Below are 11580 nucleotides of genomic sequence, written 5' to 3'. Positions count from 1 at the left end.
CCCCCCCCCCTACACCACCAGTATCGCCCGGAAATCGTTGACATTGGTGCGCGTCGGGCCGGTGGTCACCTGATCACCGATAGCGGCAAAGAAACTGTGGGCGTCGTTGGTATCCAGCGCCTCCAGCGGGCGCACTCCGGCGGCCAGAGCGCGGTCGAGGGTGTCGGGGGTGATCACCGCTCCGGCGACCTCTTCGCGGCCATCGACACCATCGGTATCCGCCGCCAGCCCGTACACGCCAGCCTCCCCGGCAAGGGTGATCGCCAGCGACAGCAGGAATTCAACGTTGCGCCCGCCACGTCCATTGCCGCGCACGGTGACGGTGGTTTCGCCGCCGGACAGCAGGATGCAAGGCGCAGTAAAGGGCTGTTGATGGCGGGCGACATGGCGGGCCAGACCGGCCATCACCTTGCCAACGTCGCGGGCCTCGCCTTCCAGAGCGTCACCCAGAATGTGGACCGCAAAGCCTGCTTCGCGCCCGACGGCGGCGGCAGCCTCGAGGGCCATCAGCGGCGTTGCAATCAAGTGGATTTCGGCCCGTTGCAAACGCGGATCATCGGGCTTGACGCTCTCCCCCGCCCCCGAGGTCAGGATATCGAGCGCCGCCGCTGGCAGGTCGAGGCCATACCGGCGCACGATGGCCAGCGCATCGGCGCAGGTGGTCGGGTCGCCGACGGTCGGGCCAGAGGCGATATCGACCGGGTTATCGCCCGGCACATCGGACAGCACCAGTGTCACCACCCGCGCCGGGTGAAAGGCGGCTGCCAGACGCCCGCCCTTCACTGCCGACAGGTGGCGGCGGACGACATTCATTTCACTGATGGTCGCGCCCGAGGTCAGCAGCGCCTGATTGACCTGCTGCTTGTCGGCCAGCGTCAGCCCCGGCAAAGGCGCTGCCAGCAATGCCGAGCCGCCGCCCGAGATCAGGCACAACACGGTATCCTGTTCGCTCAGGCCCTCGGCCAGCCGGAACAGGCGCTGCGTTGCCTCCAGCCCGGCCTGATCGGGGACCGGGTGGGCGGCTTCGACGATTTCAATCCGCTGGCACGGCTCGGCATAGCCATAGCGGGTGATCACCAGCCCGGACAGCGGGCCGTCCCAGTGGTCCTCCACCGCTTTGGCCATCGCCGCCGAGGCTTTGCCAGCGCCCACCACCACCAGCCGACCGCCCTGCCGTGGGAGGGATAACGCGGGCAGCAGAGGGGGGATGGCGAGCGCTGGCTGGGCCGCACCCACCGCTGTTGCAAACAGGCGCCGCAGCAGGTCGCCTGCCTGCGCAGAGGTCATGGTACGTCCCGGTGTGGTCATGATCAGAAGCTCCCTGCCACCAGATTGCTGGGGGTGCCGTTGACGAAGTTCTCGATATTGTCAATCAACTGGTCAGACAGGGTTTGCATCGCCTCGTCCGACGCCCACGCCACATGCGGGGTCAGGATGACGTTCGGACGATGGGCCAGCCGCATCATCGGGCTGTCGGCGGCGGGCGGTTCGCCGTCGGTGACATCAAAGCCGATGCCGCTGATCAGGCCCTCGTCCAGTGCCGTCACCAGATCATCCTCGACCACCAGACCACCGCGAGCGGTGTTGATGATCAACGGCTTGCGCTTCATTTTGCGGAACTCGGCCAGCCCCAGCAGGTTGCGGGTGGCCGGAGTCAGCGGGCAATGGATCGAAATGATATCGCTGGTTTCCAGCACCTCGTCCCACGGCGTGTACAGTGGTCCCATCGGCGGCGCATTCTTGTGGGCGGCAAACAGCGGGGTCATGCCAAAGGCCCGCCCCAGCTCGGCCACCCGCTGGCCCAGCACACCCTCGCCGATGATCCCCAGCCGTGAACCGCCAAGGTCGCGGATCGGGTGATTGAAGAAACAGAACTGGCTGGCCTTTTGCCATTCGCCCGCCAGCACGTCCTGACGATAGGGCACGATCGACCGCCGCAGGGCGAGGATCAGGGCAAAGGTGTGTTCCGGCACGGTGTTGATCGCATAGCCCCGGATGTTGCTGACCGCAATGCCATGCTGCTGGCACCACGCCTTATCAACACAATCGGTGCCGGTGGCGGCGACCGCCACCAGCTTCAGGTCCGGCAACTGCGCCAGCACCTCGGCGGTCAGCGGCACCTTGTTGGTGATGGCAATCGACGCCCCGGCCAGCCGCTCGACCACCTGATCGGCGGTGGTCTTTTGATGTTCGACGTACTCATGCGCAAACGCCGGGCGACGCACGGTGATTTGCGGTGCAATGGTCGAACGGTCGAGGAAGACAATCTTGTGCATCACGCAGGTTCCTTGCAGCAGGAGGACGAGGCCAACAGAGAATGGGCCTGTTGTACAATGGCTTCAACGGTAATGCCAAAATGTTGGTACAGCTGGTCTGCCGGGCCGGAGGCTCCAAAGCCGGTCATGCCGACAAAGCCGCCCTGCCGCCCCAGATAGGCATCCCAGCCAAAGCGCAACGCTGCCTCGACCCCGATACGAACACCGGTGGTTCCCAGCACCTCGTCACGATAGGCGGCGTCCTGCTGGTCGAACAGCTCCCAGCAGGGCATCGACACCACCGCCGTTGCAATGCCTGCCGCCTGCAACTGCTGACGGGCAGCGACGGCAAGATGGACTTCGCTGCCAGTTGCCAGCAACGTCACCTGACGCGGGCCACCCTCGGCGGGTTTCAGCAGATAGGCTCCACGGCGGACGCGGTTTTCCACGCCACCATCACCGCGCACTGGCGGCACCGGCTGTTTGGCAAATACCATGGTGGACGGCGTGCGGGTCTGTTCCAGCGCCACTTCCCAGCATTCGGCCACTTCGACCGCATCGGCCGGACGGAACACCAGCATGTTCGGCATCACCCGCAGGGCGGCCAGAATTTCCACTGGCTGGTGGGTCGGGCCGTTTTTGCCGACCCCAATGGAGTCATGGCTGAAGACGAATTTGGCGGGCAGTCCCATCAGTGCCGCCATCCGCATCGCGGGCCGCTGGTAATCGGAAAAGGCCAGATAGGTGACACTCAGCGGATTGACGCCGCGATGGGCGGCCATGCCGTTGACCATCGCCCCCATCAGGTGCTCGCGCACGCCGCAATGGACATAGCGCCCGGCGGGATTGGTGGCGGTGAAGGCCGCCAGTTGCCGCTTGTGATTGGTCGGAGCTTCGAGGTCGGCACAGGTCACCAGCAGATCGGGAGCCACCGTACACAGACGGCTGATCACCTCGCCGGAACACTGGATGGTCGAGAGCGGCTGAGGATTGGCGGCCATTTCGCTGGCGTAATCCGCCAGCACATCCTGCCAGCATTCCGGCAGTCGCCCGTCCTGCCCATCGCGGAAGGCTGCCGCCTGCGCTGCGGGCAAAGCCGCCAGCCGGGTATGCCAGCCGACATAATCCTGCGCGCCATGCTCGCCCGCCGCCCGCCAGCCCGCCAGAATGTCCGACGGGATGTCGAACCCGCCATGCGGCCAGCCCAGCGCCTGCCGGGTGGCGGCGAGGTCTTCGGGGAACAGGCGGGCACTGTGGCCGCCACGCTGACCTTGCAGGCGCGGAATGCCCTTGGCGATCACCGTTTTACAGGCAATCATCGACGGACGCGGGTCGCGGTGGGCCAGAGTAATCGCCGCCGAGACGGCTTCGACATCGTGACCATCGACCTCGATTACCTGCCAACCGGCCACCCGGAAGCGGTCCGCGACATTTTCACTGATCGACAGCTCGGTTGATCCGTCGTCGGTGATCTGGTTGTCGTCCCAGAAGAAGGTCAGCTTGCCCAGCCCCAGATGCCCGGCAAGCTGAATCGCTTCCTGACCAATGCCTTCCTGCAAACAGCCGTCACCGACAAAGGCATAGGTGCGGTGATTGACCACTCCTTCACCGAAACGGGCGCGCAGGTGGGCTTCGGCCACTGCCATCCCCACCGCATTGGCAATCCCCTGCCCCAGCGGGCCGGTGGTGACTTCGATCCCCGCCGCCGGGTCGTATTCCGGGTGCCCGGCACAGTGCGAGCCCAGTTCGCGGAAGCTCTTGACCTGCTCCAGGTCGATTTTCTGATAACCAGTCAGATGCAGCAAGGCGTACAGCAGCATCGACCCGTGGCCGTTCGACAGCACCACGCGGTCACGATCCGGCCACAGCGGGTCTTGCGGATTGAACCGCAGGTGGCGGGTATAGAGGGCGGTGGCAATTTCGGCCATCCCCAGCGGGACGCCCTGATGGCCTTCGGTTGCGCGTTCGATGGCATCAATGGCCAGCACGCGGATGGCATCGGCCAGATGCCCAGGGGTTACAGGTGCCATCACACCAGTCTCCACAAAGAGGAAAGGAGGGGGCCGTCACTCCCCCTCACACAGTCAGGAGGAGCGCACATCAGGCCAGCAAGGGAGAGGGAGAGAGAATACTCAGAGCGTCATGAAGGGAACGAAGGCAAACAGCAGCACGGTTCCCAAACCAACCGCATAGTACGGCCACAGCTCGCGCATGGCGGCGATGATCGACACCCGCGCAATCGAACTGGAGATGAACAGGGTGGTTCCCACCGGCGGGGTATAAAGGCCAATGGCCAGCGTCAGCACCATCATCAGGCCCAGTTGCAGCAGATCCAGACCGATGCTCTGCGCCAGCGGGACAAAGATCGGCCCCAGCAGCAGGATGGCGGCGGCCAGATCGATGAACATCCCCACCACCAGCATGATCACGATCATCGCCAGAATGATCAGCCATGGGGATTGCAGGGTTTCCAGACACCAGGTGGCAAAGGCTTGCGGCACCTGGGCATAGGTGATCAGCCAGCTGACCACTGCCGAGCCCATGATCACCAGCATCACCACCCCGGTGGCAACACAGGCCGCGATCACTGCCTGGGCAAAGCGGCGAAAGGTCATGTCACGGTAGATGAACACCCCGGCAGCCAGAGCATACAGCACGGCCATCACCGACACTTCGGTCGGGGTGGCAATGCCAAAGCGCAGCAGCACCAGAATCAGCAGCGGCATCGCCAGTGCAGGCAGGGCATCGCGGAACAGGCGCAGGCAGCGGGCGCCGTCAAACGGCTTGCGGGACAAGGGGAACCCGCGCAACCGGGCCGAGACATTACACACCGTGACAAACCCGGCGGTCAGCATCAGGCCCGGCAACACCCCGGCGAGGAACAGCTCGGACACCGAGACACTGGAAATCAGCGAATAGAGGATGAACGGGATCGACGGCGGGATCAGAATGGCGATGGTCGAAGCCGCCGCGTTGTTGGCGGCGGTAAAGGCCGCCGGATAGCCTTCCCGCTTTTGCCACGGGATCAACATCCCGCCCAGCGCGGTGGCATCGGCAACCGCCGATCCAGACACGCCACCGAACACGCAACTGCCGACCACACTGACCGACCCCAGTCCACCGCGATAGCGTTGCACCAGTTCGGTGGCGAAATTGACCAGCTTGTCGCCCAGCGTGCCACTCATCATCAGGCTGCCGGACAGGATGAAGAACGGCAGGGCCAGCATCGGGAACGACTGGGTCTGGCCGACCATCTGCTGGGCCAGCACCATCACTGGCAGGGAAGACCCAAGGGCAATGGCCCCGCCCGAGGCAATCACCAGCACATGGGCCACCGGAACGGCCAGCGCCAGCAAGCCAAAGAACAACAGGATCAGGATCGAGATCATTGCACACTATCCTCCGGCCTGCCTTGCGGTGCCGCGTCGGCTCCCAGAATGAACACCCGTACGGCAATTGATGCCGCGCCAATGGCGGTCAGGATCGAGCCGATCGCCAGCGCATAAAACGGCAAGCTGCCCGGCGTTCCCAGAACAGGGTTGATTTCTGCTGCGGCAATGATCGCCAGATCCAGTGCCGTTTTGCACAGCATCACATAGGCAACGGCAACCACCGCATTGATAAACACCACCAGCGCCGTACGCAGGGCCGGGGACAGCACCCGCATGATCAGGTCAACGGCGATGTGATTGCCACCGCGCACCGCCAGCACCACCCCGGACATGATGAACCACGGGAACACCTGCTTGGGCAACTCTTCTGCCCAGTCGATGCCGCCGACATGGATCACGTAGCGGGCTCCTACCCCCACCGAGATCAGGAACAACAGGGCCAGACCGGTGGACAGCGCCATGCCTCGGCACAGCGCTTCCACAGTACGGTCGATGGCGTCGAGAACCCGGAGGACCGGAGACCGACCCTCAGTGGCGTCCACAGCCGCCATCATGATCAGGCCCCCGCCGCAGTGCGCAGCTTCTTGACGAAATCACCAAACGGCTTTTTCTGCCAGTCGTCGTACACCGACGCCGTCTTTTTGCGGAAGGCTTCACGGTCGATGGTGTTGAGCGCCACCGCCGGATTGTTGGCAAAGTCGGCCTGCAGTTTGGCTGTTGCCTCGCCCACCAGACTGATCTGCAGCAGGCTGGCTTCGCTGACCGCTTCACTCACAATGTCGCGGGCTTTCTGGTCCAGACGGCCCCACGCCGCCTTTGACATCAGCACCGGCGTTGATTCCCACTTGTGGGCCGACAGGCTGATGTACTTGTTGACTTCAAACAGTTTCGAGCTGGCAATGTTGGTCAGCGGATTTTCCTGACCGTCCACCACCCCTTGCTGCAAGGCGATATAGAGTTCCGAGAACGGAATCTGGGCGGTTGCCGCCCCCAGCGCCTTGAAGATGTCAATCGTCATCGGATCGGACGGGGTGCGGATTTTCAGACCGGAGAGGTCTTCGGGGGTGTTGATCGGGCGCTTGCTGTTGGTGATGTGGCGAATGCCGTTGTCCCACCAGTCGAGCGGGACCATCCCCACCGCATCAAACTTTTCAGCCAGCGGCTTGCCCAGTTCGCCCTTCAGCAACAGGACCGCTGCGGCGACTTCGGGGAACAGGAACGGCAGGCCAAAGGCGGCCATTTCCGGCACCAGTGCCGATGCCGTTCCTTGACTGTTGGCGGTGATGTCCAGCGTGCCCATGCGGACCGCGGTCAGCATCGCCGCATCATTCCCCAACTGTTCGGCCCCGGCAACGAACACCTCGATGGCACCGTTGCTCTTGGCCTTGACCACTTCGGCAAACTTTTCCGCCGCCAGCGAGCGCGGGTTGCCCGGCGCGGCACCGTGCCCAAAGGTCAGGCGCATCGGCTGGGCGGCCCGCAGAACGGACGGGGCTGACAACGTGGCCGCACCGGCGACCATGAAACCACCCGCCCGCAGCAGCGAACGACGGGAAACGGAGAAGGTGTTTTTGGACATGGGGTCCTCCCTGAGGATGGGATTGTTTGTATCCGCTGTTGTTTTTGCTCGCGGCTTTGGAGCCTGTATGGCTCGGGCAGGATGATGTTATTATGCGAAAACAGGCCGTTAAGGTCGTAACCGTTAGCCGGGTTAACCGTGGATCAGCATGCCTCCGTTCACGTCAATCACCGCCCCGGTAATATAGGACGACAACGGCGAGGCGAGGAAGAGGAAGGCACCGGCAACGTCCTTCGGCTCCCCTAAACGGTTGAGGGGAATCCCGGCCAGGATCTCGGTCCGCTTCTCATCGCTGATCTTGCCGGCGTTGATGTCGGTCTGGATCAGGCCCGGCGTAACGCAGTTGACGCGAATGCCGTCGATGCCGAATTCACGCGCCATCGCCTTGGCCAGCCCCAGCACCCCGGCCTTGGCTGCCGAATAGTGCGGGCCACCCAGAATGCCGCCACCGCGCTGGGCCGACACCGACGACATGCAGGCAATCGCCCCGCCGCCGTTTTTCTGCATGAACGGCACCACCGCTTGCGACAGGTACAACACGCCGCGCAGGTTGACGTCCAGAATGCGATCCCAGCTGGCCGGATCAATGTCCAGCGTCTTGACCGGCTGGGTGATCCCGGCGTTGTTGATCAGGATGTCAATGCTGCCCAGATCGGCGGCAATCTGTTCGGCAGCGGTCTGGCAGGCCGCGCGGTCGGTGACGTTGCAGGCATAGCCACGATGCTGCGGCCCGATCAGCGCCGCCGCTTCGGCAGCCGCCGCGCCGTCAAGGTCAAGAATGGCAATGGTTGCGCCGTGTTCGGCAAACAGGCGGGCGGTGGCCATGCCGATCCCGCGCAGGGACGCAGCGCCGGAAATGGCGGCAACCTTACCAGCGAGAAGAGAAGAAACCGTCATCGTCAGATCATCCTTGGAAAACGTTTTGAAAGGGAAGTCGGGGGCGTTGAGTGCCAGCGGTCGGCAGCACCCGTTTCAGGCCCGGACAAAGGAGGAAAAGGTCAACCCAGCCAGTCCTTGAGGCGGCCAGTCATCACCGAGGTCGAAATGCCATAGCGGTCATGCAGCGTCGGCAAGGCCCCGGCATCAAGGAAGGCATCCGGCAGGGCAATATGGCGGAAGGCCGGTGAAACGCCTGCCTGCAACAAGGCCAGCGCCACCGCTTCGCCCAGACCACCAATCACCGTGTGGTTTTCGGCGACCACCACCAGACGACCCGGACGGCTGGCTTCGCGGACGATGGTGCTGATATCCAGCGGCTTGATGGTCGGAACATGCAGCACGGCGGCGCCGATCTGGTCCTTGTCCAGCGCCCCGGCCACTTCCAGCGCCCGCATGGTCATGATGCCCGACGAGATGATCAGCACATCCGGCCCGTCGCGCAGCATCCTGGCCTTGCCGATTTCAAACTGATAGCCGTATTCGTCCAGCACCAGCGGCACGTTACCGCGCAGCAGGCGCATGTACACCGGCCCCTGATGGGCGGCCATCGCCGGAACGGCCTGTTCGATTTCCAGCGCATCGCAGGGGTCGATCACCGTCATCCCCGGCATGGCCCGCATCAGCGCCAGGTCTTCGGTCGCCTGATGGCTGGGACCATAGCCCGAGGTCAGCCCCGGCAGGGCGCAGGCAATCTTGACGTTCAGGTGTTCTTCGGCAATCGACTGGTGGATGAAATCATAGGCGCGCCGGGTGGCAAACACCGCGTAGGTGGTGACAAACGGCATCGCGCCTTCGCGTGCCATGCCTGCTGCGGCCCCCATCAGCACCTGTTCGGCCATCCCCATCTGGTAAAACCGCTCGGGATAGGCTTTGGCAAACAGATGCAGGTCAGTGTATTTGCCCAGATCGGCGGTCATGCCGACCACATCGCTGCGCTGTTTGCCCAGTTCGATCAGAGCATGGCCGAACGGAGCGGACCTGGTGCGCTGACCTTCGGAGGCAATCGAGGCAATCATCGCCGAGGTGGTCAGGCGCGGCTTTTGGGGGGTGGTGGCAGACATCAGAAAGTCCTCCCGGCGTCCAGAGCCTGCAAGGCCAATTGCCATTCATGCGGCTCGACGCGGATGAAGTGGTTCTTTTCGCGCTGTTCGAGGAACGGCACCCCCTTCCCCATCAGCGTATCGGCGATGATGATGCGCGGGCAGGCTCCCGGATAGGCGCGGGCGGCGTCAAAGGCGGCGCGGACAGCATCGATGTCGTTGCCATCAACCCGCTGGGTGAACCAGCCGAACGCCTGCATCTTTTCCACCAGCGGCTCAAAGGCCATCACGTCCGAAGACGGGCCGTCGGCCTGCTGGTTGTTGATGTCAACGATGGCGATCAGGTTGTCGAGCTTCCAGTGGGCGGCGGACTGGATCGCTTCCCACACCGAGCCTTCATCCAGCTCGCCGTCGGAAAACAGGGTGTAGACGAAGGAGTCCGATCCCTTGCGCTTCAGGCCCAGACAGCGGCCAACGGTCAGCGCCAGCCCCAGCCCCAGCGAGCCACCCGACATTTCCATGCCCGGCGTATAGGCCGCCATGCCCGACATTGGCAAACGGCTGTCATCGCTGCCATAGGTTTCCAGTTCATCCTGCGGAATGATCCCGGCTTCGATCAGGGCGGCGTACAGGGCAATGGCGTAATGCCCGTTCGACAGCATGAAACGGTCACGGCCTTCCCATTCCGGGTCTTCCGGGCGATAGGTCATGGCGTGGAAATAGGACACCGCCAGCACATCGGCGATATCAAGAGCCTGAGCGATATAGCCTTGTCCCTGCACTTCGCCCATCAGCAAGGCGTTGCGCCGGATGCGATAGGCCCGTTCTGCCAGCGAAGCATTATGCCCGGGAGGGGGTGTGGTCACGGTACTCTCCTTTTTGCCAGAGCAAATCCCGAGCAGATGGGACCATCTGCGACGACGCATTTGCTTAAACGACCAAACCAAATCCCGCCCTGCTCTCTGCCCCGACAGCAGGGCGGGCGGGCTGTGTAGCCTGAGGCATGAGTTTATTGAATGCCTGTCATCAAAAGATAAGGGCTTGTCTTTTCAGGCTCAAACGAATAAGGATCACTCTCAGGTGAAATGAATTCATGTATTTGCTACAATGCAACATCGGGTCTCTCTCAAGGCAATCCAAGCCTTTGAAGCCGCCGCCCGCCACGGTTCTTTCGCGCTTGCAGCAGAAGAATTGCTGGTCACGCCGTCGGCTGTCAGTCATCAAGTGAAATTTTTAGAGGAACAGATCGGTGTCCGTCTGTTCCACCGGGTGCACCGCGCCGTCACCCTGACCGACGCCGGTCGCCGCTATGCCGAAGAAATCGCCGCCGCCTTTGCCCGCATCGATGCCGCCACCCGCAATGTCGGACGCACCGAAAAGACCGACATCCTGACGGTTCATTCCACCCCCAGCTTTGCCACCCAGTGGCTGATGCCGCGTCTGGCCCGTTTCAGCGCCCGCCACCCGGACATTGACGTGCGCCTGAACGCCTCGGCAACGCCCAGCGACCTGCTGAGCGAAGATGTGGATGTCGATATCCGCTATGGCTCGCGGTTACAGCCGACCGGAACGATCGTTATTCCCTTTCCGGTCGAAACCATTGTGCCGCTGTGTGCCCCGCACCTGCTGGAAGGGCCACACCCGTTGCGCACGGTCGAAGACCTGCGCCATCATGTCCTGATCCACAGCGAACGCTGTCTGGTCGGCTGGGCCGACTGGCACCGCGACCATCGCAAGGTGAAGCTGGACATTGCCCACGGCCCGCGCTTTGACCGTTCGTTCATGTCGATCAGCGCCGCCGTTGATGGCATGGGGGTCTGTCTGGAAAGCCTGCTGCTGGTCCAGCGCGAGCTGCAAACCCGTCGGCTGGTGGCTCCGTTTGGCCTCAAGGGGCTGCAAGTGCAGGGCTATACCCTCAACATCCTGAAAACCCGCAACGATCTGCCCAAAATCCAGCGCTGGCAGGAATGGCTGTTCGCCGAGCTGGAACGCCCGGCGAACGACAGCAGCCCCCGGCAGCGCAGTGGCGGATAGACCAGCGTGCGTTAAACATCACAGGATACGACAGTTGGCAGGGAAGCGCAGGCTGCCGCCTGAGACCGCTCGGGGCCTGAGGCCCCGAACCCCCATTTTTCTTTTATGATCAAAGGAATGGGGTCTGGGGCCTTAGAGCATTTTCAAGTTGACCGTCTCCGGTCAACGGCTCGGAAAATGCGGCACTCAAAGGGAAGAGCGTTTTCGCTCGGTGTGAAAACGCTCTAAGGCCCCAGCGAGGTGTGGAGCAGCGCTCCATGATCCTGTTTTTTGTTTTGTCGCAGTGATTTTGCGCAAAACCGGAACCACTTTTGCACTCACTGCTCCAAGGCGAGGGGGAA

At 63.0% G+C, this 11580-nt stretch carries 10 protein-coding genes; 1 reads left to right on the top strand and 9 read right to left on the bottom strand.

The features are described from left to right. Positions 1 to 9: 9 nt before the first annotated feature. The 9 genes from BW995_RS14550 to BW995_RS14510 all read right to left on the bottom strand — a co-directional run bounded on the left by BW995_RS14550 (position 10) and on the right by BW995_RS14510 (position 10071). Entirely contained in the window at positions 10 to 1308 is a 1299-nt protein-coding gene (locus tag BW995_RS14550; protein WP_245821472.1) for a glycerate kinase type-2 family protein, read from the bottom strand. A 2-nt stretch (positions 1309 to 1310) separates the two neighbouring features. Continuing rightward, positions 1311 to 2276 (bottom strand): D-2-hydroxyacid dehydrogenase, encoded by a 966-nt coding sequence (locus BW995_RS14545; RefSeq protein WP_076401130.1) that lies wholly within the window; start codon positions 2274 to 2276, stop codon positions 1311 to 1313. Beyond that, positions 2276 to 4285 carry a transketolase gene (gene tkt / locus BW995_RS14540; protein ID WP_076401129.1) on the bottom strand — a complete coding sequence of 670 codons (2010 nt, stop codon included), beginning with the start codon at positions 4283 to 4285 and terminating at the stop codon, positions 2276 to 2278. Before tkt ends, BW995_RS14545 begins: the two co-directional genes overlap by 1 nt. Positions 4286 to 4387: 102 nt before the next feature. Next, positions 4388 to 5644 carry a TRAP transporter large permease gene (locus BW995_RS14535; RefSeq protein ID WP_076401128.1) on the bottom strand — a complete coding sequence of 419 codons (1257 nt, stop codon included), beginning with the start codon at positions 5642 to 5644 and terminating at the stop codon, positions 4388 to 4390. Continuing rightward, positions 5641 to 6201 carry a TRAP transporter small permease gene (locus BW995_RS14530; protein WP_076401127.1) on the bottom strand — a complete coding sequence of 187 codons (561 nt, stop codon included), beginning with the start codon at positions 6199 to 6201 and terminating at the stop codon, positions 5641 to 5643. The genes BW995_RS14535 and BW995_RS14530 overlap by 4 nt, the downstream gene beginning before the upstream one ends. 2 nt (positions 6202 to 6203) lie before the next feature. Then, positions 6204 to 7226, bottom strand: a complete 1023-nt coding sequence (locus tag BW995_RS14525; RefSeq protein ID WP_084194867.1) for a TRAP transporter substrate-binding protein — start codon at positions 7224 to 7226, stop codon at positions 6204 to 6206. A 132-nt stretch (positions 7227 to 7358) separates the two neighbouring features. Beyond that, a complete protein-coding gene (locus tag BW995_RS14520; RefSeq protein ID WP_076401126.1) occupies positions 7359 to 8123 on the bottom strand; it encodes an SDR family NAD(P)-dependent oxidoreductase in 765 nt (254 codons plus the stop codon). A 101-nt stretch (positions 8124 to 8224) separates the two neighbouring features. Continuing rightward, entirely contained in the window at positions 8225 to 9226 is a 1002-nt protein-coding gene (locus BW995_RS14515) for a transketolase family protein (protein ID WP_076401125.1), read from the bottom strand. Then, positions 9226 to 10071, bottom strand: a complete 846-nt coding sequence (locus tag BW995_RS14510; protein ID WP_076401124.1) for a transketolase — start codon at positions 10069 to 10071, stop codon at positions 9226 to 9228. The genes BW995_RS14515 and BW995_RS14510 overlap by 1 nt, the downstream gene beginning before the upstream one ends. A 241-nt stretch (positions 10072 to 10312) precedes the next feature. Between BW995_RS14510 and gcvA the strand changes: the two genes are divergently transcribed. Next, a complete protein-coding gene (gcvA, locus tag BW995_RS14505) occupies positions 10313 to 11239 on the top strand; it encodes a transcriptional regulator GcvA (RefSeq protein WP_076401123.1) in 927 nt (308 codons plus the stop codon). Positions 11240 to 11580 lie beyond the last annotated feature (341 nt).

Origin of the sequence: Insolitispirillum peregrinum (assembly GCF_900156605.1) — a bacterium.
Lineage (GTDB): Bacteria > Pseudomonadota > Alphaproteobacteria > Rhodospirillales > Rhodospirillaceae > Insolitispirillum > Insolitispirillum peregrinum.
The sequence above is the reverse complement of the archived record's forward strand: the minus strand, read 5'-3'. Positions and strand labels throughout refer to the sequence as shown.

What these genes read in the sequence shown, in the direction of transcription:
- BW995_RS14525 (WP_084194867.1), bottom strand. Translation starts at nt 7,226, where the DNA reads ATGTCCAAAAACACCTTCTCCGTTTCCCGTCGTTCGCTGCTGCGGGCG.
- BW995_RS14530 (WP_076401127.1), bottom strand. Translation starts at nt 6,201, where the DNA reads ATGATGGCGGCTGTGGACGCCACTGAGGGTCGGTCTCCGGTCCTCCGG.
- BW995_RS14515 (WP_076401125.1), bottom strand. Translation starts at nt 9,226, where the DNA reads ATGTCTGCCACCACCCCCCAAAAGCCGCGCCTGACCACCTCGGCGATG.
- gcvA (WP_076401123.1), top strand. Translation starts at nt 10,313, where the DNA reads ATGCAACATCGGGTCTCTCTCAAGGCAATCCAAGCCTTTGAAGCCGCC.
- BW995_RS14535 (WP_076401128.1), bottom strand. Translation starts at nt 5,644, where the DNA reads ATGATCTCGATCCTGATCCTGTTGTTCTTTGGCTTGCTGGCGCTGGCC.
- BW995_RS14520 (WP_076401126.1), bottom strand. Translation starts at nt 8,123, where the DNA reads ATGACGGTTTCTTCTCTTCTCGCTGGTAAGGTTGCCGCCATTTCCGGC.
- BW995_RS14550 (WP_245821472.1), bottom strand. Translation starts at nt 1,308, where the DNA reads ATGACCACACCGGGACGTACCATGACCTCTGCGCAGGCAGGCGACCTG.
- BW995_RS14545 (WP_076401130.1), bottom strand. Translation starts at nt 2,276, where the DNA reads ATGCACAAGATTGTCTTCCTCGACCGTTCGACCATTGCACCGCAAATC.
- tkt (WP_076401129.1), bottom strand. Translation starts at nt 4,285, where the DNA reads ATGGCACCTGTAACCCCTGGGCATCTGGCCGATGCCATCCGCGTGCTG.